Consider the following 22,128-nt stretch of genomic DNA (forward strand, 5'->3'; position numbering starts at 1 on the left):
CTTCCGAAAGACCTATAATACAGCTTTGCAAAAACATAGCCTCGCCTCGACAAAAAATCAGCGCCTTCCGATCAGCTTTTCCATGTTCGCCTATGTCTATCTGATGGCGGCGCAGTTGAACGTCGCGACGTGTCGACCGGAGATTGGACGAGCGGCACTCCGCTCGCTGCTGGAAAAAGCGTTGCGCCACGAGGGGCGGAACCCACCTACCCACCTGTCGGAGCCCTTACCGACCGACGATGTGAAGGGCGTCGGACCGCTGATGATGGCGGAGGCCGAGCGTCTCCTCCTACGGTCGTCCGCGCTCGCCGACTGACGATAGGACCCGGACGACTCCGATACTTCCAACGTCACCGCCAAACGCCCTCGCTTGATCGACTGAGGAGCGACAATCGAACGCTCGCGTATGCGGACGATGGCAGAAACGCCGTTGTGCGCGCGGTTGCGAGATGCCACTATTTCCGGTGAGAGTGCCGACGCGTGACGTCCGGCAACGCGCTTCAGGAGGGGACACTTTGATGATCAACGCCTTTCGGACGACCGGACGTCGTCTGTCGAACAGGCTTCTCTTCGGTTTCGTGGCTGCGGCCATCCTTGCTGCACCGGCGACTGTCCTCGGCGGGATATCCGACAGGTCGCTCGTTCTCGGCATGGCAATCGAGCCGATCGGGCTTGACCCCACAATCGCTGCGCCCGTCGCAATCGGTCAGGTTACGTGGCAGAACGTCTTCGAAGGTCTCGTCACCATCGACCACGACGGCAATATCAAGCCTCAGCTTGCAAAGAGCTGGACCATTTCCGCCGACGGTCTTACCTACACCTTCAAACTGCAACGGAACGTGATCTTTCACGACGGGGAGACGTTTGATTCTGCTGTCGCGAAAGCGTCTCTGGAGCGCGCCCGCGGCGCAGACTCGGTCAATCCGCAGAAGCGCTTCTTTTCATCGATTGCGGCAATTGAGACGCCGGACGCAGAGACGCTCGTCCTGAAGCTCGACGAGCCGGCCGGCAGTCTGCTCTACTGGCTCGCATGGCCGTCGTCCGTGATCGTGGGGACCAGGACCGCTGAAAGCGACAAGACGACACCGGTCGGGACAGGTCCGTTCCGGTTCGTCCGGTGGGCGAAAGGCGACAAGGTCGAACTCGCCGCTAATCCGGACTACTGGAACAAGGAGGTGTCGATCGGACTGGACAAGATCACGTTCCGCTTCATATCGGATCCGCAGGCCCAGGCGGCCGCCCTGAAGTCCGGCGACGTCGATGCCTTTCCGGAGTTCGGCGCGCCGGAGCTCGTCGGTAGCTTCGAGAACGACCCGAACCTGACGACCGTCATCGGCAACACGGAACTCAAGGTCGTCGCTGGCATGAACAATGCCCGAAAACCGTTCAACGACAAGCGTGTCCGCCAGGCGCTGATGATGGCGCTCGACCGCAAGACACTGGTCGATGGTGCCTGGTCCGGCTTCGGAACGCCGATCGGAAGCCACTACACACCGAACGATCCGGGCTTCACCGACCTGACCGGCATCTATCCCTACGATCCGGAAAAGGCCAGGGCTCTGCTTGCGGAAGCCGGTTATCCCGATGGCTTCAGCTTCGTGATGCGAGCGCCGCAAATGTCTTATGCCGCCCGCAGCGCTGAGATCATACAGGCCATGTTTGCGGAAATCGGCGTGACGATGACCATCGAACCCACGGAATTCCCTGCGAAGTGGGTGCAGGAAGTCTTCAAGAATGCCGACTACGACATGACGATCGTCGCTCACGCCGAGCCCATGGACGTCGACATCTACAGTCGCGATTCCTACTACTTCAACTACAAGAATCCGATACTGAACGACCTCATCAGAAAGGCGGAGCAGACAACCGATCCGGCTGCACGAGATGCGATCTATGGCGATGTCCAGAAAGTCCTCGCGGAGGATGTACCTGCGCTGTACCTATTCGTGATGCCCAAGCTCGGAGTTTGGAACAAGGGGATCGAGGGGCTTTGGCGGAACGAGCCGATTCCCTCGAATGTGTTGACGGACGTTCGTTGGAAAGAATGAGTACTACTCTCGGGAGGACCGTAAGCGAGCGCCGGTACGCAATGCGCGTCGGCGCCGGCGGCGAAGCAGAGCAAGGCCTTGGCCTCGCCACCTGCGCCGGTACGGGAGATCTGCAATGCTATCTCTACTGACGCGTCGAGTGGCAAGCCTGCTGCTGACCCTTCTTGCCGTGTCGGTGCTTGTCTTCGTCGTCATGAACGTGCTGCCAGGCGACACCGCAGCGATCATGCTCGGTACATCGGCCAGCCCGGACACGCTTGCCGCCTTGCGCAACGAACTCGGGCTCGATCAGCCGCTCCTGCTTCGCTATTTTATGTGGCTTGCGAATGCCGTTCGTGGCGATTTCGGCACCTCCTATGTCTACGGCGTTCCGGTTTCGGAACTCCTTTCTGAGCGTCTTGCAGTCACCCTTCCTTTGGCCATTATTGCGGTCGTCCTCTCGGTTGCGATCGCTGTGCCGCTCGGAGCCCTTTCTGCAGCCCGGCGCAGTTCCGCCTTCGACCGTGTCGTCGGCGTTCTCTCGCAACTCTTCATCGCGGTGCCGGGCTTTTGGGTCGCGTTACTATTGATTCTCTTCTTTTCCGTCCGCCTCCGCATCATGCCGTCGGGTGGTTTCCCAGGCTGGGAATCGGGCCTTTGGGCGGCGTTGAAACCGCTCGTCTTGCCGGCCGTCGCACTCGCCCTCCCGCAGGCCGGCGTTCTGACCCGCGTAACCCGCACGGCCGTCCTCGAGGTGTTGAACGAAGACTATGTGCGCACCGCCCGCGCCAAGGGCCTTCCACAAAGAGTCGCGCTTTGGCGGCACGCCGTTCCAAACGCCATGGTTCCGGTCATTACGATTCTCGGCCTGCAATTCACCTTCCTCGTCGCCGGCGCGATCCTGGTCGAGAATCTCTTCAACCTGCCGGGGTTGGGCAGGCTCGCCTACCAGTCGCTGATGCAACGGGATGTCGTCGTCTTGCAGGACGTCGTCCTGTTCTTTGCCGGCCTCGTGGTGATCGTGAATTTCCTGGTCGATCTATCCTACCTCTTTCTCGACCCGCGACTGCGCGAGGCGACGACATGAGGCGCATCGACGAGATCGGGACGACGAAGGCCGGCCGGCTGGTCCGCCGGACGCCGAGACGCAGCACAGGACTCATCGCCGGCGGATTACTGACCACCACTCTCGTCGCCGTTGCGCTCATCTCACTGGTGTGGACGCCCCTCCCTCCGGGCAAGATGCAGATCACGCACAAGCTGCAGCCGCCGCTATCCTACGGTCTGCTCGGGACCGACCAATACGGACGCGACGTCTTATCCATGCTGATGGCCGGAGCATGGAACTCGTTATCGATCGCCGCCGCGGCCGTCGCCATCGGCGCCTCGGCGGGGACTCTGATCGGGATGTTTGCCGCCGCCAGACGTGGTCTTGCGGAAGCATTCGTCATGCGCACGGCAGACGTGATCTTTGCCGTTCCGCCGATCTTGTCGGCCATGATGCTCGGCGCATTTCTCGGGACGGGACGGGGGACCGCGGTGATCGCCATCGCGGTGTTCATGGTCCCTGTCTTTGCACGTGTCGCCGCCGGCGCGGCACGGCAGGTCTGGTCGCGCAATTATGTCCTCGCCGCACGCGGCGCGGGCAAGGGCGACTTGCGCATCACCATCGAGCACGTGCTTCCCAACATCGCGAACCAGATCATCGTACAGGCGACGATCCAGCTCGGTCTCGCAATTCTGACCGAGGCGGGCCTGAGCTTCCTCGGGCTCGGGATGCCGCCGCCCGGACCGACATGGGGCCGCATGCTCGCCGACGCGCAGACCTATCTCGAAACCGCTCCATGGCTTGCGCTCCTCCCGGGTCTGGCCATAGCAACCGCAGTCCTCGGCTTCAACATGCTGGGTGATGGACTGCGCGACTTGTTCGATCCTCGAACCGAGGGGGGCTCATGAGGGACGAAACCCTACTTGCCGCCAACGGGTTGAACGTGTCGCTCCACGGGCGCGACGGCGCGGTGTCCTCGGCGTTGGACAATATCTCGTTCGATCTGCGACGGGGCGAGACCCTCGGAATAGTCGGGGAATCCGGGTCCGGAAAGTCCCTGCTCGCCCTCGCGATCATGGGCTTACTGCCCTCGGCGGCCAGTGCGGAGGGACGCATTGCCTTCGAGGGGCAAGATCTGCTGGCGCTCTCGGAGGACGAGATGTGCCAAGTGCGTGGAAACAGGATCGGCATGATCTTCCAGGAACCGGCGACGGCCCTCAATCCAGCCATGACGGTTGGCGATCAAGTTGCGGAGGGTCTCGTCTGGCACCGGGGAATGAGCTGGCAGACCGCCCGTATTGAGGCTCTCCGACTACTAGACCGGGTGCGGATTCCGGACGCCCGCCGTCGGGCCGGAACCTATCCGCACGAGATGTCCGGCGGGCAGCGCCAGCGTGTCGGCATCGCGATCGCCCTTGCGCTAGAACCTGCCTTGCTGATCGCGGACGAGCCCACGACAGCTCTGGACGTCACCGTGCAGGCGGAGATCCTCGACATCCTTGATGAACTCGTGCGCGAGCAGGGCATGGCGCTTATCTTCGTCAGCCACGACCTCGGCGTCGTCGCAAGGATCTGCGAGCGCATGATCGTGATGTATGCAGGACGGATCATGGAGGAGGGAGCGACCCATGCGGTTCTCGCCGATCCCTTCAATCCGTACACGCGCAGTCTTATGCACGCCGTCCCGCATCGTCTCGAAAGAGGACAGCGCCTCGCCGCCATTCCGGGAGCAGTGCCACGCGTCGCTCATCTTCCGCGCGGCTGCGCCTTTTCCGATCGGTGCCCGGAGCGTGAGGCGCGGTGCCATGAGGTGGACCCGCCCTGGATCTCCTTGCCGGTGGGAAGGGGAAGCCGCTGCATCCATGACCCAGGCCGGGGGACGTCCCGATGAAAGCCCCCCTTCTCGACGTGCAAGAAGTGACGCGTGACTACATCTCACACGCCGTGTTTTCCGCGCCACATCGCCACCGTGCGCTTGACGCCGTGTCGCTCCGGATGGAACCCGCGAGCATCTTCGGTCTGGTCGGTGAATCCGGCTCCGGGAAATCGACGCTCGCACGCATCGTTGCGGCGCTCGATCGGCCGACGTCCGGCAAGGTCGTGTTCGACGGCGATGACCTCTTCGCTTTGCCTACTCGCCAGCTTATGCACCGGCGCAGCGCATTCCAGATGGTATTCCAGGACCCGTTCGGATCCCTGGACCCACGCCAGCGGATCGGCAAGACCGTGGCCGAGCCGCTTCATGCCTTGCCGGGACATCTCGGTCGTGGGCAGATTGAGGACAGGGTGGCCGAAGTGCTCGAGGGTGTCGGACTGTCCGTCGACCATATGCGCCGCTATCCGCATGAATTCTCCGGTGGGCAACGCCAGCGCATCGCGATAGCCCGGGCGCTGGTGACTGAACCGAGGTTGGTCATCGCCGACGAGCCCGTCTCCGCGCTCGATCTATCGGTTCAGGCCCAGATACTCAATCTCATGATGGATCTGCGCGAGCGCCGCGGCGTTGCGTTCCTCTTCATCAGCCACAATCTCGCAGCGGTTGATTGCATCGCGGACACCGTGGGCGTGATGTGTGGCGGCCGGATCGTGGAGACGGGGCCGGCCGACGAGGTCTTTCGGACGCCACGCCATCCCTATTCGCAAGCTCTGGCGGCCGCCGAACCGAGTGTCCGAGCGCTCCCTCGATTGAAGCCACAGGCCCGAGCGCCGCTCGGCGCGCCGGCAGGAGAAAACGGCTGCGCGTTCCAAACAAGGTGTCCGTTTGCTATTGAACGATGCGCGGCGGAACGACCGGAATTGCTTCCGGCGTCACCCGGACGCTCCGTCGCCTGCCATCGCCCGGGTTTCGACAGACCCTAATGCTGAACCGGCGGCATCCGCAATGGCAGGGGCCGCCGGCAGCGTGATCATCAGCCGGCCGCCTTCAGCCGACCCTTCGCAGCCAGACGTGCGCGGATCGACTCGACGTCTGCCCGCGGCGTCGCCGCAAACAGCGTCTTCGTGTAGTCATGCTGCGGGTCGGAAAACACCGCATCGCGCGTGCCGTATTCGACGGCCTCACCGAAATACATCACCATCACTTCGTCGGCGATGTAGCGAACCACCGAAAGGTCGTGGCTGATGAAGACGTAGGTCAGCCCGAACTCGTCCTGCAGGTCTGCGAGGAGATTGAGGACCTGCGCCTGGACGGAAAGGTCGAGGGCCGATACCGGCTCATCGAGGACGAGAAGCTTCGGATTGAGCATCAAGGCGCGGGCAATCGCAATGCGTTGGCGCTGACCGCCGGAGAACATATGCGGATACCGGTTGTAGTGCTCCGGGCCGAGACCAACTTTGACCAGCATCTCGGTCGCCCGCTCCCGCCGCTCGGCCGCCGACATGCCGGTATTGATCAGCAGTGGTTCACCGAGGACATCTCCGATCTTCTGACGAGGGTTGAGCGATCCGTAAGGGTTCTGGAAGACGATCTGCACCTTCCGGCGCATCTCGGGGGTCAGGTGTCCCGGCCGGGTGTCGACCTTGTTGCCATCGATAAAGAGCTCGCCTGAGGTCGGTTCGTCGATGAAGGTCAGGATGCGGGCGAGAGTCGACTTGCCGCAACCGCTTTCGCCGACGATCGCCAGCGTCTTTCCGGTCTCCAGAGAGAAGGATACCCCCTTCACTGCATGAACGATCTTTTCCGGTTTGAAGAGGCCAGTCGGCACATGATAGTCGCGCTTGATGTCGCGGATCTCGAGCATCGGCCTGGTCTTTTCCTGCGTAGCGCTCATGCGTCTTCTCCCGCGGCTTCCGCTCCGGTCATGAAGTCGGAAACCGTCGTCAGGCGGTCACCGGTTGCGTTTTCCGGCAGCGCGGAAAGCAACGCTCTGGTGTAGTTGCTCTTCGGCGACTCGAAGAGCGACAGAACGTCGGCTTCTTCCATCTTGCGACCCTTGTACTGGACGATCACTCGATCGGCCGTCTCGGCCACCACACCCATGTCGTGGGTGATCATGATGAGTCCCATGCCGTTCTTCGCCTGCAGCGACATCAGGAGGTCGAGAATCTGTTTCTGGATGGTGACGTCGAGCGCTGTGGTCGGTTCGTCGGCGATCAGAAGCTTCGGATTGCAGGCGATTGCCATGGCGATCATCACGCGCTGGCACTGACCACCGGACATCTGGTGCGGGAAATGGCCGAGCCGTTCTTCCGGATTGGGAAGCCCGACCTGGCGGAGAAGTTCCACCGCTCGCGTTCGGCGCGTCTTCCTGTCCATTCCCATATGCACGCGAAGGACTTCCTCGATCTGGAAGCCGACCGTGAAACACGGATTGAGGCTTGCGACCGGCTCCTGGAAGATCATCGCGATGTCCTTGCCGATCAGCTCTCTGCGGGCCGCTGGCGATAGGTTCTGGATGTCGCGCCCCTGAAACAGCATTCGATCGGCGGTGATCTTCGCCGTCCAGGGCAAAAGCCCCATAACGGCCAGCATGGAAACCGACTTTCCCGAGCCGGATTCACCGACGATCGCCAGCACTTCACCGGCATCGACCGAGAGCGATACGCCGTCGACGGCCTTGAACCACCCCGTTGCGGTTTCGAACTCGACCGTCAGATTCTGGATTTCGAGCAGGGCCATGTCACGACCTCTTCATCTTCGGATCGAGTGCGTCGCGCAGGCCGTCGCCCATCAGGTTGATCGCCAGCACGGTGATGAGGATTGCAAGACCGGGGAAGGTGACGACCCACCAGGCGCGAAGGATGAATTCGCGCGCTTCGGCGAGCATCGTTCCCCATTCTGGCGCCGGCGGCTGGGCGCCCATGCCCAGGAAGCCGAGCGCTGCCGCATCGAGGATGGCATTGGAGAAAGACAGTGTCCCCTGAACGATCAAAGGCGCCATGCAGTTCGGAAGGATGGTCCGGAACATGAGCCGTAGCGGGCTGGCGCCCGCAAGGCGGGACGCCGTGACGTAGTCGCGACCTTTCTCGCTCATGACCGCCGCGCGCGTAAGACGCACGAAGTGCGGCTGCAAGACGAGCGCGATGGCGATCATGCCGTTGGTCAGGCCCGGTCCCAGGATCGCGACCAGCACGAGCGCGAGCAGAAGGGACGGGAAGGCGAGGATAATGTCCATCAGGCGCATGATGATGGTGTCGACCCAACCGCGGTAATAACCTGCGAAGACCCCGATCAGGACGCCTGACGACAACGACAGCGTGGTCACGAAGACGCCGATGAACAACGAATACTGCGCGCCGTAGAGAAGACGGGAAAGGATGTCGCGGCCGACAGGATCGGTGCCGAGCAGATAGGTGCCGCGGCCGCCCTCTACCCATGCCGGCGGAAGAAGCACCGCGTCGCGGTACTGCTCAAAAGGAGAATGCGGGGCGATAAACGGCGCAAAGACGGCGACGATCACCAACAGGAGAAAGACGAAGAGCCCGATGACGGCGCCGCGGTTTTCGGAAAAGTAGAACCAGAATTCCTTGAGCATCTTCCGCCGCAGCGCGGCGGTCGAGAGGACCTCCGGAGAGTTGTCGATATCGTTGATGGTATCGGCCATGGGATTTTCTCCTTCTAGTGCCGGATACGAGGGTTGATCAGGCCGTAAAGCAGATCAACGATGAGATTGACGATCATGATGATGGCCGCGATCAGCAAGAGGCCACCTTGGATGACCGGGTAGTCACGGCGGAAGACGGAATCGACCATCCATTTGCCGATCCCCGGCCAGGAGAAGATCGTTTCGGTCAGGATTGCTCCCGCGAGCATGACGCCGATCTGCAGGCCGATCGTCGTGATGACTGGGATCATGGCGTTTCGCAGCGCATGGACCCCGATCACCCTGAACGGCGAGAGTCCCTTTGCGCGCGCTGTGCGCACGTAATCTTCGGAGAGCACCTCCAGCATCGCCGAGCGCGTCTGCCGCGCGATCACCGCAAGCGGTATCGTCGCGAGCACGATCGACGGCAGCACAAGATGACTGAGCGCGGAAAGGAAGGCGCCTTTCTGGTCCGACAAGAGGGAGTCGATCAGCATGAAACCGGTAACGGGCGGGAAGAAATACATCAGCGAGATGCGGCCAGAGACCGGCGTCCATTGGAGGATACCAGAAAACAGGATGATCAGCAGCAGCCCCCACCAGAAGATCGGCATGGAATACCCGACAAGCGCGATTCCCATGAGGGTCTGGTCGAAGAATGAACCTCGCTTGATTGCCGCAAAGACACCCGCCGGGATACCGAGGATGACGGCGATGACGATCGCGCACAACGACAGTTCAACCGTGGCAGGAAAGAGAGAGAGGAACTGCTCGAGGATAGGCGTCTTCGAGACGATAGAAGTACCGAAATCGCCGGTGACGATCCCACCGAGATAATCGAGATACTGTACGACGAGCGGCCTATCCAGGCCGAGGTGCGCGCTGATTTCGGCGTGGCGCTCCGGCGACATCACCCGCTCGCCGGAAAGCAGCGCAACGGGATCGCCCGGCAACAGCCGGATGAACGAAAAGGCGATGATCGAAACCCCGATGAAGGTCGGGATCAACACGGCTAGGCGCCGCAAAAGGAAGCTGAACATAGGGAACCTGTCGCTGTGTCTGCGGAAGATCTGATTGACGGATACGCATCCGGAACGGCCAGACCTCAGCCGCCAAGCATGACCTGCTTCAATTGGGTGCTCTATTAGTACGAATGCCGCGGGAGACGCAACGCATCCCGCGGCAAAAGTTCTAATATACGCCTTTACTCGGCGATATCGACGTTCTCGAAGGTGAAATCACCAAGCGGGCTCTGTACGAAGCCGCTGACTTCCTTGCGCATCGGCACAACCGACAGCGAGTGGTCGAGCGTGGCCCACGGCGCTTCGCGCTTGAAGACGACCTGAGCCTCTTCATAAAGCTTCGTCCGCTCGGCCTGATCGGACGTCACCTTCGCCTTCTTCACAAGCTCGTCGAACTCCTTGTTGCACCACTGGGCACGGTTGTTGCCGCCGACGGCGTCGCAGCCGAGCAGGGTGTCGAGGAAGTTGTCCGGATCGCCATTGTCGCCGGTCCAGCCGAGCATGACGGCGCCGTCACGATCCTTCGCCTTGGAGCGGTCGAGATACTCGGCCCACTCGTAGGACACGATTTCGGCTTTCACCCCGATCTTTGCAAAATCGTCCTGGATGATTTCGGCAGCACGGCGCGCATTCAGCATGTAGGGACGCGAAACCGGCATCGCCCACAGCTTCATGGACAGGTCCTTGACGCCGGCTTCTTCGAGCATCTTCTTGGCGGCGTCGAGATCGTAGGTGTCGTCTTCGACCTTATCATTATAGGACCACATGGTCGGCGGAATGGGGTTCTTCGCCGGCGTCGCCATGCCCTGGAAGATGGCGTCGACGATCGCCTGCTTGTTAATCGCCTTGTTGAGTGCCTTGCGGACCTCGACCTTGTCGAACGGTGCCTGGGTCGTGTTGTAGGCGACGTAGGCGACGTTGAGGCCTTCCTGTTCCATGACCGTGAGGGCCGGATCGGACTTCATGGTTTCGACATCGGCGGCATTCGGATAGGGCATCAGGTGGCATTCGCCGGCCTTCAGCTTCTGATAGCGCACTGCTGCATCGGTCGTGATCGCGAAGACGAGGTCATCGATCTTCGGAGCTCCGCCCCAGTAGTCGGCATTCTTCTTGTAGCGGATGACGGCGTCCTGCTGGTAACCGACGAAGACGAACGGTCCGGTTCCGACCGGCATCTGGTTCAGCTGTTCCTTCTTGCCGGCAGCGTCCAGGCTATCGGCATATTCCTTCGAAACGATCGAAGCGAAAGGCATTGCGAGATTGGCGAGGAACGGCGCTTCCGGGCGATTGAGGACGAACTTGACCGTCAGGTCGTCGACCTTTTCGACCGCCTTGATCAGATCCGGGAAGCCCATGCCTGCCGCATATTCCCATGCAGCACCGGCAACATACTGGTTCCAGGGATTGCTCTTGTTGATCTGGCGATCGATCGAGAAGACGACATCGTCCGCGTTCAGAGTGCGGGTCGGCGTGAAGAAGTCCGTCGTATGGAACTTGACATCCTTGCGCAGCTTGAAGACGTATTCTTTACCGTCCTCGGAGACCGTCCAGCTCTCGGCGAGACCCGCGACCGGCTTGGTCGTACCAGGTTCGAATTCCAGCAGTCGGCTGTAGACCGGATGCGCAGAGGCATCGAATGTGGTGCCGGCCGTGTAAAGACCGGGGTCGAAGCCTTCCGGAGAACCTTCGGAGCAATAGACGAAGGTCTTGGCGCTCGCGGCACTGGCGAAGAAGGTCGCCGAAAGCAGTGCAGCAGCGATACCCAGTTTGTACTTCATAGTGTGTCTCCCAATTGAGGACCGGACCACCGGCCCGAGTTGTTTCAACGGCTCGCGCCACCCGCGAGGGCTGGCCACATTCTCCGAACTCTTACACACACGCGTTCGCCACCTCGCCGCGAGAAAACCCGAGGCGGTCTCTTCCAAAATCAAGGCTACACCGACGGCCGGCTGCGCTGATCGAAGAAACTGAGAAGGGGAGAATTTTGTTCGGGTCGAGCCGATCGTCATTCGTGTTTTCTTGAATTGGCACGATTTTAGTATTTTTCTACCACCAAAGCGGTATGGGGCGCAGCATAGCGATTACAAACCGCTTGTCGAGCCGATGACACGAACTTGCCGCAAAAATGTGATCGAAACCGCGAATGAGGCGTTTTTTGGCAGTTTTGAGGTCGCTTTTTGGACGAGACCACCGACAGTTGGTCTGACCTGCTGGAGATTGGAACTCTAGCCTTCTTGGTGCCGGTGTCTTAAGCCGGGTGCCGGGAGATCGGAAATGTACACGCTTCAGACCATCGAGACCTTTGCGCAAGAAATCCGGAAAAGCCGTTTTCAGGCTGTCTCTGGTCCGATCACGAGCGAGGCGGCGGCCAAGAATTTCATCGAAGTCCACTCGGAATCGTCCGCCGGCCACAACTGCTGGGCTTGGCGTGTCGGCGCGGTATACCGATTCAATGACGACGGTGAGCCGAGCGGTACCGCCGGCAAACCGATCCTGCAGGCGATCGACGGACAGTCGCTGGACAACGTGGCCGTCGTTGTCAGCCGCTGGTTTGGCGGCATCCTGCTCGGCACTGGCGGCCTGATCCGCGCATACGGAGGAACTGCAGCGGCTTGCCTTCGCGCTGCGCCAAAGAGCCTCGTCGTCCCGCGAGTACCCGCACAAGTACGGGCCGGCTTTGCCGACCTGGCTATTGTCAAGACGCGCCTGCTTTCTGTGCCCTACCTCAGCATTGAGGACGAGGTGTTCACGGCCGAAGGCGCCGAGCTCACGCTTGCCCTTCCTGAGCGCGAGATCACGAACGTTCGCCGACTCGTTGGCGATGTGACGAGCGGCCGCTCGATCCTTCTCGTATCAACCTAGATCGTCGGGGCCACCACAGCAGCTACTGCAACAGTCGGGACATGCCTTCGCTCATGTGTCCCTCACCTCCGGCCACCGCTGCGTCTTCCGCCGAGAGGGGATCGCTCAGTCCGGTCGCGACCACAGAAACCCTGAACTTTCCGGCAAGGCTCTGGTCAAAGATTGCACCCACGACGATGTTGGCGTCGTGGTAGACTTCGTCGCGGATGCGGGTGGCAGCCTCGTCCACTTCGAACAGGGTCATGTCGGTGCCGCCGGAGATCGAAATCAGCACGCCGCGGGCACCCTTCATCGAGACTTCGTCGAGCAGAGGGTTCGAGATTGCCGCTTCCGCCGCCTTCATGGCGCGGGCCTCACCGGAGGCTTCGCCCGTTCCCATCATGGCGCGCCCCATGTCGCGCATCACCGTCTTCACGTCGGCGAAATCGAGATTGATCAGGCCTTCCTTGACGATCAGGTCGGTGATGCATCCGACGCCGGAATAGAGCACCCGGTCGGCCATCGAGAATGCATCGGCAAAGGTGGTCTTGGCGTCTGCGACGCGGAAGAGATTCTGGTTCGGAATGACGATGACGGTATCGGTGCTTTCCCGCAGGCGTTCGATGCCTGCCTCCGCCGCCTGCATGCGCCGCCGCCCCTCGAAGGTAAAGGGTTTGGTGACAACCCCGACGGTCAAAATGCCGGCCCGGCGCGCCGCCTCCGCGATGACGGGCGCAGCACCGGTTCCCGTGCCGCCACCCATGCCAGCCGTCACAAAGCACATATGTGTGCCGGCCAGATGGTCCATGATCTCGTCGATCGACTCCTCGGCTGCGGCACGTCCAACCTCGGGCAAGGAGCCGGCGCCGAGCCCCTGCGTCACTGTCGCGCCCAGCTGGATGATCCGCGCGGCCTTAGACATCGTCAAAGCCTGGGCATCCGTATTGGCAACGATGAATTCCGCGCCCTCCAGCCCCTCGGCGATCATGTTGTTGACCGCGTTGCCGCCGCCGCCTCCGACACCGATGACCGCTATCTTGGGCCGCATCTCGGTAATCTCCGGTTTCCTGTTGTCCGTCATGCTCGTCTCCCGGAGCCGTTGAAGCCGCTCAGCGCTGCGCGCTGGCGGCCGGAATTGGTACTGTCCGGCCTCCGGCCGGCACGATGCGAATCACCGCACAAACTGTAACATTCGAAAAAGGGCATGAAGCAGGCGGAGCTGAATGTCCATCGTATCGGCCTGCCGACGGCCCACAGCGAAGCGAGACGGTGGTCGGCACTTGGTGGGAGGTCGGGTCACTGCACTAGTGCAGCGTTTCGCCTTCCGCCTCGTCGCGCAGGATCCGGAAGGCGTCATAGAGAGCCTCCACGAGGATATCGGTAAGCTCGTCGCCCCTGTTTTCGGCAATGAGAGCCTGCACGTCGAGATCCTGGCGGTAGTAGAAGTGATCGGCTTCGTTCGACATATCATTGTCCCCTTGAGGCCGGTCGACATCCCGGCTGACCCTTCGTCCGTAAGAAAATTCGCTTGCGCAAAGCTTGAGCCAAGCGGAAAGCGGCAGATCCGACGGCGCATCCGGCGGCGCTGACAGGTGCGAATCACCTATTGCTGATGTGAGAGATGTTATGAGGCGCCAGCATGACGGTGCCCCGCAGCACGTGACCGGCAACGCCTCCGACGATGCTCATGTGCACCGCCGACAGCTACATGGTCGAAGCGGGTTCTGTCTGATGGGTGGACCCGCGGTCATGCGCCGGCATCGTGACCTCCGTCGGGGCCGCCGACCGTGATCGCGAAGTCAGGCTGATCCTTGATGGTATTGCTCACCGTGCAGATTTCGCTTTCGGCAAGACGGGCAATTTCCTCTCTCGTCGCTTCAGCGAAATCACCGGCAATCCTGAACTCGATGTCGAAGCGCGCGATGCGCGAAGGCTCGCCCGGTGCCTTTGAGCCGGTGACATGCACGGTAACGGACGTCAGGCGATCCAGCATACCGAGCCTGCTCGCCGCGATGCGAGCGCTCATCGCCAGACATGCCGACAACGAAGCATAGAGCAGGTCGAGCGGATTGAAACCCGCCTCTGCGGCACCGGTCCTGACATCGATCACCCCGCCGGTCTCCGACACGATATGCGGAAAGCCAGTACGTCCCAGGGTGGCCGTCGCGCCCGTGGGTCGTACCTTGATCGTCGCGGCGCTGCTCATCCTGTTACACCTTTCACTTTGTCGGATCGTAAGGAGGTCTATAGCAGGCGTCCGAGCCACAAGGCATCAGCTCCCTCACCCGGAACCTGCAGTTCCGCGAAGCCCGCCCGCTTCCAGAAACGCGCTCCCTTGGCGTTGACTGGACTGACGCCGACATGTGCCGCACGAATGCCGCGCAAAGCCGCTGCGGTGATCCAGCAGTCCAGAAGCGCGGACCCGACGCCCCGACCCTGCAGCCTCGGCAGTACATTCATGTGCAGATGCGCAGGATAGTCCTTGCACACCGCCGCGGGGTCCGACCTTGGATGATGGACGAGATGCGCCAGACGTTGATCCGGCGTCCTTGTTGGACGATCCGTCTCATCGGGATCGGCATATCGTCGCCGCAAAGGCGGCCACCAGTTCCGCTCCAGGCGCTTCTCCCACGATGTGGTGTCTTCGGTGCCGACGACATAGCCGCCGACACCTTCCTCATCGACAACGACGAAGGCGAGACGCGGTTCCAACAAGACATAGGGCGCCGCGTATATATGGCCGATCAACTGTGGATCCGAATAGAGTCCCGATGCGTCACGACCGGAATCGCCCGTGGCGAGACAGATCCCGTAAACTGCGTCGAGATCATCCGCGCGCGCCGGACGGATAAGCACCATGCTCCCCCTCACCTTTCCGATGACATGACGGCTGAAAGTAGCCAGAATGCTAGGTGACTGGTCGTGGCACCACAAGGGCCGCTTCAAGCGGGTGGAGAATCTCGCTGATCCTTCGGTCACCCATCGTGGAAAGATGCGTTCCGCGCGGAACGGGACGTACCTTCTTGCCGCTCACCCGGCTGGCGTCAACGTGACGGAGGTGCCGGTGGCTGCAAGATTGAGTCCCAGTTGCCCGGTGACGCTGATCGTTTGAAGATGGATCGACCCGGACGTGCCGCCGACGAGAATGTTAGCTCCGACGCCCGCACCGACGGTCGCCTCGGCCGTGGCTCCCTGGTAGAGACCGCCGAGCGAGCCGAGATGATATCCGGCCGTGGGGGCAAAAACCGCCCAAACCAGCCGGCTGCGTGTCGTGAAGCCGACATCGATGCCCATCTTGCGCACGACGCCGACATAACGGTCGAGCGGCTCGCTCCCGATTGCGGACGTGAACACGCATTCCACGTCCTTGGCGGATCCCAGCACGTAGCCGACGCCACCGCCGATACTGCAGTCAAGGTAGCCGATCCGGACGCCGCCGGTCGGTCCGCTGTCGTGAAAGGTCGGCGCCGGCTCGGACCGAGCGATTGCATCTGCCGAGACTGCGGAACCCGCACTCGTCACAACCGGCAGCACGGCAAGAGCCACAGCAAGTGTCTTCTGCATCCCTGTTACTCCTTTGTTGGCTTCGATGCCGCAAGTGCGTCCCTGCCCGAAGCAGCGGGGCAGTGTTGGGGAACGCATGTGGCGAAAGAATGATCCGTTGAGGCGCGGCACCAGGTTGCACGAAGGAGTGAGGTCGGACGATAACCCTCCGGCCGGACGCATCCCGTCAGACGCGCAGGCCCGGCGCCTCCTGTCCGGTGCGTTCGACGTATTCGGCATACCCACCGCCGTATTGATGGATACCGTCCGGTGTGAGTTCCAGCACGCGATTGGAAAGCGCCGACAGGAACCGGCGATCGTGGGAGACGAACAGCATGGTGCCCTCGTAAGCCGAGAGTGCCTTGATCAGCATCTCCTTCGTATCGAGATCGAGGTGGTTGGTTGGCTCGTCGAGAACGAGGAAGTTCGGCGGATCGAACAGCATCGCGGCCATCACAAGCCTCGCCTTTTCCCCACCGGAGAGCACCCGGCACCGCTTCTCGATGTCATCGCCCGAAAAGCCGAAACAGCCGGCGAGCGCCCGGAGCGGCGCCTGCCCGGCCTTTGGAAAGCGCTCCTCCAGCCATTGCAGTATGGTGCTGTCGCCATCGAGCAGGTCCATGGCGTGCTGGGCGAAATAGCCAAGCTTGACGCCAGCGCCGAGCGAAACATTCCCCTTGTCCGGTGCGGTGGTGCCGGTGACCAGCTTGAGCAATGTCGACTTGCCGGCGCCGTTGATGCCCATGATGCACCAGCGTTCGCGTCGCCGCACCATGAAATCGAGACCGTCATAGATCGTCCGGCTACCATAGGTCTTGTGGACGTTCTTGAGATTGACCACGTCTTCGCCGGAGCGTGGCGCCGGCAGGAATTCGAATGCGACGGTCTGTCGCCGGCGCGGCGGCTCGACGCGGTCGATCTTTTCAAGCTTCTTCACCCGGCTCTGAACCTGCGAGGCGTGGGAGGCGCGGGCCTTGAAGCGCTCGATGAACTTGATCTCCTTGGCCAGCATCGCCTGCTGGCGTTCGAACTGTGCCTGCTGCTGCCTCTCGTTCAACGCCCGCTGTTCTTCATAGAAACCGTAATCGCCGGTATAGGTCGTCAGCGTGCCCCCGTCGATCTCGATGATCTTGGTAACGATCCGGTTCATGAACTCCCGGTCATGGGAGGTCATCAACAGCGCGCCATCATAGTCTTTGAGGAATTCTTCCAGCCAGATAAGGCTTTCGAGATCGAGATGGTTGCTCGGCTCGTCGAGCAGCATGACGTCCGGGCGCATCAAAAGGATACGGGCAAGCGCCACGCGCATCTTCCAGCCGCCTGACAGATTGGCGACGTCACCGTCCATCATCTCCTGGCTGAAGCTCAGTCCCGCCAGAACCTCGCGGGCGCGCCCCTCCAGCGCATAACCATCGAGTTCCTCGTAGCGCGCCTGCACCTCGCCATAGCGCTCGATGATCGCGTCCATTTCATCCATGCGGCCCGGATCCGACATCGCCGCCTCCAGTTGGCGAAGCTCCGAAGCCACGGCGCTGACCGGCCCTGCCCCTTCCATCACCTCGGCAACGGCCGACCGTCCGGTCATCTCGCCGACGTCCTGGTCGAAATAGCCGATCGTAACACCCTTCTCGACGGAGACCTGCCCCTCGTCAGGCAGTTCCTCGCCGGTGATCATCCGAAAGAGCGTCGTCTTCCCCGCCCCGTTCGGCCCGACAAGTCCGATCTTCTCGCCGCGGTTCAACGCTGCCGAGGCGTCGATGTAAAGGATGCGGTGGCTGTTGGATTTGCTGATATTGTCGATACGGATCATTGGGGAGAACAGGCCTGGTTGGTTGCGGGCACCCGTATGGCACGGGCAGGCGCAACTGTCACGCAGACGGACGCAACCTGATCACTGTCGCGGCGATAGCGCCGGGCGAGATCATCGATCACGAGGTGCGTGTCAGGCGAGCCAAACGGATACTTGGTAAATCTGGGAGAACCAACCAGAATCGGAACCCAGCTTGGAAGAACCCAGCCTACTGCCTTGTTGCTCGATGGCGGAGAGGGTGTCTTTAGAAATTCCGTTTTTCCGTGAAAAACGTTGTCAAAGGATGTAAACGCATCCCGTTGAAATATCTTGCGGATTTCCAATTTCCATTGAAAATAGATACTTGCTAGCGGCGACCGGAAATAGGACCGGAAATAGGACCGGAGCCGCTGGTCCCTTTTGAACGGAATGGATTGAAGGAACGAAACGTGGCCCCCCGATTGCTGAACAAACTCACCCCGCTTGCAGTCAAGAACGCGCCTGTCGGTCGCCATGGCGACGGTGGCGGCCTCTATTTGCTCGTTCGGCCTGACGGCCGGCGATCCTGGCTGCTACGTTTCGTTCTCAACGGCCGTCAGCGCGACATGGGGCTTGGCACGGCCGCTGGCCCGGATGCCGTCAGCCTCAAGGACGCGCGCTCGGCCGCAGCCGAAGCGCGCAAGCTGCTCGACGCCGGCATCGACCCGATAGTCATGCGCGGCAAGAAACTGGAAGAGGCGAAGGCTGATCTCGCGAAGCCGACATTTGAAGAGTTCGCGAAGGCCTTCATCGACACGAAGGCGACCGCGCTGCGGAATGAAAAGCACATCGATCAATGGCGCATGACGGTCGGGCCGGCCTATTGCAAGAACATTCAAAAAAAACGGCTGGACGAGATCGACACGGAAGACGCGCTTGCGATCCTATCGCCGGTGTGGACGGTGAAATCTGAAACCGCCGCCCGCATTCGCGGCCGGCTTGAAGCGATCCTCGACGCGGCCAAAGCGAAGGGCCTGCGGAGCGGTGAAAATCCATTCCGGCTGCGCGGGCACCTCGAATTTCTTCTTCCGAAGCGGAAGCGGCTCCAACGCGGCCATCATGCAGCGATGGATTACAAGGCCATGCCGGGCTTCTGGCCGACGCTCGCCGCGCTCGATAGCCTCAGCGCGCAGGCGCTTAGGTTCACGATCCTCACGGCCGCACGCAGTGGCGAGACGCGCGGGGCGACATGGGGCGAGATCGACCTTGACGAGAAGCTATGGACCGTGCCGGCGGAACGGATGAAGGCTGGCAAGGCGCATCAGGTGCCGCTGTCGGATGAAGCTGTCGCGGTCCTGCGGAATGTCCTGCCGCTCGCACCAGAAGGCAAGGAACAGGCATCGGCCCTCGTCTTCCCGTCGAGAAAGCGGACCCCGCTCTCGGATATGGCCTTGAGCATGTGCTTGCGAGGCGTTGTCGAAGGTCCGACCGTGCACGGCTTCCGTTCCACCTTCCGCGACTGGTGCGGCGACATGACCGCATATCCGCGCGAGGTTGCGGAGGCAGCGCTTGCGCATACTGTGCGCGGCGTCGAGGGCGCCTACAGACGCGGCGCGGCGCTTGAGAAGCGTCGCGCACTGATGAGCGATTGGGCCGCATATGTGACAGGCACGACAGCAAGCAACGTGGTGCAGTTTCCGAAGTCTGCATAACGCGCATATAGAATTCCAACGAACAGAATACTGAATGAGCGGCGCTGAATTGCGCCGCTTTTCGTTTTTTGACTTGCATTTTCGCGATTTTCGCTAATACGATTTAGATACTTCGGCACCGTAGCCGTCGATTTGATGGAGAAAATTCAATGAAAACCGTCACTCGACGCGCAGGTGCAATATGGACCCCGAAGAAATCATCGCTTCCGAGAAGGACGGCACCCTTCTCCTGACCGTCGCGGAGGCTGCGCGGCAGCTTCGCGTATCTCGGCCTACTCTTTATAAAATGTTCAGGCAGGGCCTCCTGCCGAAGCGCCGTTTGCTCGGCCGGACGCTCGTTGCGCGGGCCGACCTTGAGCGCCTCATCGCTTCGATCGCGGAGGCCGCCTGATATGACGGCCGCCCTCTCCCATCCTGATCGCATCGCCCTGCTCGCCGCCGCCTTCGCGCGGCGGCGCGGCCTCTTGCGGCTGATCTTGCCGAATAGGATCGGCCAGGCGCTTCGCCGCCGCGTCCAGCGGAGGGCGTGATGGCTGTCGTTCCGCTTCCCGCAACATATCGCCTCGCGCGCTGGCTTGACCGCGAGGCCCTTCGCATCCGTGCAGGCGTGAAGAATGCAACGATCGAGAACGCGGCGAACAGCACCTATCGCGCCGCGAGGTCGCGCGGCTGCGACGACGCAGCCGCTACCGCCGATGCCGAACAGGTAATCGCCTATCTGCAAGCACGGATCGCGCAGCTTGATGATCTGCTGTCGTCGCCCCTGCCTTATGACATCGGGCGGGTGCACAATGGCTAAACCCATCATCCTCAATCGCGAAGTCCGCGACGGCTACGCGGTCAAGGTCGATCAGCATGGCGTCATCTGGCGTTCGAGCAATCCATCTGAACGGCCACGCGAAGACCGGCAGGGCTTCAATCTTAACCTTGAACGCATCCGCTCCACTGAACGGCTCATTCTCGGCCGGCATGAAGGCCCTTGCTATACCCGCGAACGCGCCTTCGCCTACGCCACTGTCGCCGCCAATGCTCTGACGATGGCGCGCGTTGTGCGCGGCTGGTCAATCAACAATCAGCGCGCCCTCGAATGGATTACGAAGTGGTGTCCTTGCATCATCGCGGAGGAAGCCGAAACGCTCGTTTCCCGCATTGCCAGCCGGCCGCGCGGTATGACCGCGCGCCGGGCGGGATCGCTTCTCAATGTCTCCTCCGAAGAGATCGAGCGGTATGGGCTTCGGACGCTCGCCCCGGCCGACAAAAGCGCCGCACAGATCACGCGCGACAAGAAGGCAAGGAAGAACAAGATGGACCGCGAGCGTATTGCCGCCGAGCGCCGGGCGAAGGGCGTGAAGCCTATCGAGGAAGTCTCGGCAGGATCGGTCGCCGCATTCTGTCGGAAGCACGGCATCCATAGATCGAGCTTCCGTAAAGCTGCGGAGCGCGGCGCGGAGGCGCTGCGCGCCTTCCTTGCGAAAAAGGGGATCGATGATCTTCCGGCCAACGTTGAAAAGTGGCCAGACCTGTCGGTCGGCAACCGTATTCCTACGGAATACAATACGGCTACACCTCTGGCCACTTTTACCGAGCGGGCCACTTTGGATGAGGGGAACCTTCACGCTTCGATCCTCCGCTTTCAGGGGCGCCTTGTCCCTCTGCTCCGCGCCACTGCAATCGCCACGGACGAAATCAACCGCAAGGTCACGCCTGTAGCCATCGCCGCAAGGCGGCTCACTTCGGCAGGAGCAAGGTGATGGCCTTGGTCGCCATCCCACCTTCGCCCGTGCCTCGCTGCACTGACGCCCCCACGCGCCCCGTCAGCCCCCCGCCATGCAAAGGATTTTTCCGCATCCCCCGCCCTCTGCGGGCGGCGCGGCCGCATGTTTCGAACAAATGTTGCCCTTGAAAAAGTGCGTTTCCATTTCCGAATGAGGCCCCGAAATGAGCATTCCTGAATACGCTTCCGCACCCGACATCGCCGCTCTCATCGGCGTCTCCGAGCGCCGCGTTCGCCAGATCGCCGCTGCGCTCAAGATCGAGCAGCAGAAGCGCGGTCAGTTTCCGGTCGCGAAGATCGTGCGGGCAGCGCTCCACATCGCCGGCCGGCAGCGCGAGCCAACCGCGCTTACCGAAGCAAGGGCGCGCGCGCACCATGCGCGCGCCGACCAGCTTGAACTGCGCATGGCGCAGGCCCGGCGCGAACTCATCCCGGCTGATGATTTTCTTGTCGTCTTCGATTTCACGATGCGCGCGCTCGTTGATGAGCTTGTCGCCATGCCGGCGCGCGTGACGCGCGACGTGCCGATGCGCCGCACGATTGAGGCCGAGGTCGAGGCGATCCGCAACCGCCTCGCGGCGCTGCTTCGGCGCAAAGACGCGGAGTTGCGCGGCAAGCAGATGAAGGGTGACGATGATGCGGATGAAGCGGCCTAAGCGGCGGCGCGTCACGGCGGCGCTGCTTCTGCGCCGCGCGGCGGCGCGCATCGCGCCACAGCAAACGATCCTCGCAGACAGGAGACAAAAGGCGATGACCACGAAGACCACGAAGACGAAGAAAACTTCCAAGCCGAGCCGGCCCGATCTAGTCGCGCGGATGATGGAGCACGCGGCCGAGCGTATTGAACCGCCGAAGCAAAAGTAACTCCCTC

At 61.7% G+C, this 22,128-nt stretch carries 25 protein-coding genes; 14 read left to right on the top strand and 11 right to left on the bottom strand.

Translation table 11 applies throughout. The features are described 5' to 3' along the window. Positions 1-82 precede the first annotated feature (82 nt). The 6 genes from ACM6UT_RS10515 (at position 83) to ACM6UT_RS10540 (ending at position 5,934) form a co-directional block, all read left to right on the top strand. Positions 83-316: a hypothetical protein gene (locus ACM6UT_RS10515; RefSeq protein WP_416797277.1), complete on the top strand. Its 234-nt coding sequence runs from the start codon at positions 83-85 to the stop codon at positions 314-316. A gap of 202 nt (positions 317-518) precedes the next feature. Beyond that, entirely contained in the window at positions 519-2,048 is a 1,530-nt protein-coding gene (locus tag ACM6UT_RS10520; RefSeq protein WP_416797278.1) for an ABC transporter substrate-binding protein, read from the top strand. A gap of 115 nt (positions 2,049-2,163) precedes the next feature. After that, positions 2,164-3,114, top strand: coding sequence for an ABC transporter permease (locus ACM6UT_RS10525; protein ID WP_416797279.1), 951 nt, complete (start codon positions 2,164-2,166; stop codon positions 3,112-3,114). Beyond that, positions 3,069-3,983, top strand: coding sequence for an ABC transporter permease (locus ACM6UT_RS10530; protein ID WP_416797335.1), 915 nt, complete (start codon positions 3,069-3,071; stop codon positions 3,981-3,983). Before ACM6UT_RS10525 ends, ACM6UT_RS10530 begins: the two co-directional genes overlap by 46 nt. After that, positions 3,980-4,966, top strand: a complete 987-nt coding sequence (locus ACM6UT_RS10535) for an ABC transporter ATP-binding protein (protein ID WP_416797280.1) — start codon at positions 3,980-3,982, stop codon at positions 4,964-4,966. The genes ACM6UT_RS10530 and ACM6UT_RS10535 overlap by 4 nt, the downstream gene beginning before the upstream one ends. Positions 4,967-4,983: 17 nt before the next feature. Then, positions 4,984-5,934, top strand: coding sequence for an oligopeptide/dipeptide ABC transporter ATP-binding protein (locus ACM6UT_RS10540; RefSeq protein WP_416797281.1), 951 nt, complete (start codon positions 4,984-4,986; stop codon positions 5,932-5,934). A gap of 50 nt (positions 5,935-5,984) precedes the next feature. On the opposite strand, the gene ACM6UT_RS10545 is transcribed toward ACM6UT_RS10540, so the two are convergent. From ACM6UT_RS10545 to ACM6UT_RS10565, 5 genes are all read right to left on the bottom strand, one after another. After that, complete coding sequence (locus tag ACM6UT_RS10545; RefSeq protein ID WP_416797282.1) at positions 5,985-6,845, bottom strand: dipeptide ABC transporter ATP-binding protein; 861 nt, start codon at positions 6,843-6,845, stop codon at positions 5,985-5,987. After that, complete coding sequence (locus ACM6UT_RS10550; RefSeq protein ID WP_416797283.1) at positions 6,842-7,693, bottom strand: ABC transporter ATP-binding protein; 852 nt, start codon at positions 7,691-7,693, stop codon at positions 6,842-6,844. The genes ACM6UT_RS10545 and ACM6UT_RS10550 overlap by 4 nt, the downstream gene beginning before the upstream one ends. Before the next feature lies 1 nt (position 7,694). Next, positions 7,695-8,618: an ABC transporter permease subunit gene (locus ACM6UT_RS10555; protein ID WP_416797284.1), complete on the bottom strand. Its 924-nt coding sequence runs from the start codon at positions 8,616-8,618 to the stop codon at positions 7,695-7,697. 14 nt (positions 8,619-8,632) lie between these two features. Beyond that, entirely contained in the window at positions 8,633-9,637 is a 1,005-nt protein-coding gene (locus ACM6UT_RS10560; RefSeq protein ID WP_416797285.1) for an ABC transporter permease subunit, read from the bottom strand. A 164-nt stretch (positions 9,638-9,801) separates the two neighbouring features. Then, positions 9,802-11,397, bottom strand: coding sequence for an ABC transporter substrate-binding protein (locus tag ACM6UT_RS10565; RefSeq protein ID WP_416797286.1), 1,596 nt, complete (start codon positions 11,395-11,397; stop codon positions 9,802-9,804). Between the two features lie 496 nt (positions 11,398-11,893). Between ACM6UT_RS10565 and ACM6UT_RS10570 the strand changes: the two genes are divergently transcribed. Further along, on the top strand, positions 11,894-12,481 hold the full coding sequence (locus ACM6UT_RS10570) for an IMPACT family protein (protein ID WP_416797287.1): 588 nt from the start codon (positions 11,894-11,896) through the stop codon (positions 12,479-12,481). Between the two features lie 22 nt (positions 12,482-12,503). On the opposite strand, the gene ftsZ is transcribed toward ACM6UT_RS10570, so the two are convergent. From ftsZ to ACM6UT_RS10600, 6 genes are all read right to left on the bottom strand, one after another. Further along, entirely contained in the window at positions 12,504-13,541 is a 1,038-nt protein-coding gene (ftsZ, locus tag ACM6UT_RS10575) for a cell division protein FtsZ (RefSeq protein ID WP_416797288.1), read from the bottom strand. Between the two features lie 223 nt (positions 13,542-13,764). After that, the gene (locus ACM6UT_RS10580) at positions 13,765-13,926 is read right to left on the bottom strand and encodes a hypothetical protein (RefSeq protein ID WP_416797289.1); all 162 of its coding nucleotides are present in this window, start codon (positions 13,924-13,926) and stop codon (positions 13,765-13,767) included. Positions 13,927-14,207: 281 nt separating this feature from the next. After that, complete coding sequence (locus ACM6UT_RS10585; RefSeq protein WP_416797290.1) at positions 14,208-14,666, bottom strand: OsmC family protein; 459 nt, start codon at positions 14,664-14,666, stop codon at positions 14,208-14,210. Positions 14,667-14,704: 38 nt separating this feature from the next. Beyond that, positions 14,705-15,319 (bottom strand): GNAT family N-acetyltransferase, encoded by a 615-nt coding sequence (locus tag ACM6UT_RS10590; RefSeq protein WP_416797291.1) that lies wholly within the window; start codon positions 15,317-15,319, stop codon positions 14,705-14,707. A 171-nt stretch (positions 15,320-15,490) separates the two neighbouring features. Next, the gene (locus tag ACM6UT_RS10595) at positions 15,491-16,024 is read right to left on the bottom strand and encodes a DUF992 domain-containing protein (RefSeq protein WP_416797292.1); all 534 of its coding nucleotides are present in this window, start codon (positions 16,022-16,024) and stop codon (positions 15,491-15,493) included. Positions 16,025-16,190: 166 nt separating this feature from the next. Continuing rightward, entirely contained in the window at positions 16,191-17,813 is a 1,623-nt protein-coding gene (locus ACM6UT_RS10600; RefSeq protein ID WP_416797293.1) for an ABC-F family ATP-binding cassette domain-containing protein, read from the bottom strand. A gap of 428 nt (positions 17,814-18,241) precedes the next feature. Between ACM6UT_RS10600 and ACM6UT_RS10605 the strand changes: the two genes are divergently transcribed. The 7 genes from ACM6UT_RS10605 to ACM6UT_RS10635 all read left to right on the top strand — a co-directional run bounded on the left by ACM6UT_RS10605 (position 18,242) and on the right by ACM6UT_RS10635 (position 22,121). After that, positions 18,242-19,483: a tyrosine-type recombinase/integrase gene (locus tag ACM6UT_RS10605; protein ID WP_416797294.1), complete on the top strand. Its 1,242-nt coding sequence runs from the start codon at positions 18,242-18,244 to the stop codon at positions 19,481-19,483. A gap of 181 nt (positions 19,484-19,664) precedes the next feature. Beyond that, positions 19,665-19,874, top strand: a complete 210-nt coding sequence (locus ACM6UT_RS10610; protein WP_416797295.1) for a helix-turn-helix domain-containing protein — start codon at positions 19,665-19,667, stop codon at positions 19,872-19,874. A gap of 1 nt (position 19,875) precedes the next feature. Further along, positions 19,876-20,013, top strand: a complete 138-nt coding sequence (locus ACM6UT_RS10615) for a hypothetical protein (protein ID WP_416797296.1) — start codon at positions 19,876-19,878, stop codon at positions 20,011-20,013. Further along, the gene (locus tag ACM6UT_RS10620; RefSeq protein WP_416797297.1) at positions 20,013-20,282 is read left to right on the top strand and encodes a hypothetical protein; all 270 of its coding nucleotides are present in this window, start codon (positions 20,013-20,015) and stop codon (positions 20,280-20,282) included. The genes ACM6UT_RS10615 and ACM6UT_RS10620 overlap by 1 nt, the downstream gene beginning before the upstream one ends. Beyond that, the gene (locus tag ACM6UT_RS10625; protein WP_416797298.1) at positions 20,275-21,234 is read left to right on the top strand and encodes a hypothetical protein; all 960 of its coding nucleotides are present in this window, start codon (positions 20,275-20,277) and stop codon (positions 21,232-21,234) included. The genes ACM6UT_RS10620 and ACM6UT_RS10625 overlap by 8 nt, the downstream gene beginning before the upstream one ends. Positions 21,235-21,421: 187 nt before the next feature. Next, positions 21,422-21,913, top strand: coding sequence for a hypothetical protein (locus tag ACM6UT_RS10630; protein ID WP_416797299.1), 492 nt, complete (start codon positions 21,422-21,424; stop codon positions 21,911-21,913). Further along, positions 21,891-22,121 (top strand): hypothetical protein, encoded by a 231-nt coding sequence (locus tag ACM6UT_RS10635; RefSeq protein ID WP_416797300.1) that lies wholly within the window; start codon positions 21,891-21,893, stop codon positions 22,119-22,121. Before ACM6UT_RS10630 ends, ACM6UT_RS10635 begins: the two co-directional genes overlap by 23 nt. Positions 22,122-22,128 lie beyond the last annotated feature (7 nt).

It is taken from the genome of Ciceribacter azotifigens (assembly GCF_048159625.1).
GTDB lineage: Bacteria > Pseudomonadota > Alphaproteobacteria > Rhizobiales > Rhizobiaceae > Allorhizobium > Allorhizobium azotifigens.